This is a genomic window from Psychromonas arctica, assembly GCF_038155225.1.
Lineage (GTDB): Bacteria > Pseudomonadota > Gammaproteobacteria > Enterobacterales > Psychromonadaceae > Psychromonas > Psychromonas arctica_B.
Map to the genome: position 1 here is coordinate 1 of NZ_JBAKBA010000126.1, position 278 is coordinate 278.

The 278-nt window shown below is 35.6% G+C and carries 1 pseudogene; it reads left to right on the forward strand.

Going from position 1 to position 278, the window contains the following annotated elements:
- Window positions 1-241 (forward strand): annotated as a pseudogene (locus tag V6255_RS18050) (ABC-F family ATPase); the annotation flags it as partial.
- Window positions 242-278: the final 37 nt, after the last annotated feature.

Below are 278 nucleotides of genomic sequence, written 5' to 3' on the forward strand. Positions count from 1 at the left end.
ACACGTTAATGAACTAGTTATGGATGAACCAACTAACCACATGGACTTAGAAGCAATTGATGCATTAAACAATGCATTAAAAGAAGTCAAAGGTACGCTTATTTTTGTATGCCATGACCGTGAGTTTGTCTCTTCATTGGCAACACGTATTATCGATATAAAAGATACAAAAGTGGTTGATTTCCAACGTACTTATAATGAATACCTACCAAGTCAGGCAGAAGCTAAAAAATTAGAGTAACTTCTACAGAGTCAAATGAGTAACGCCTCTATCAGTG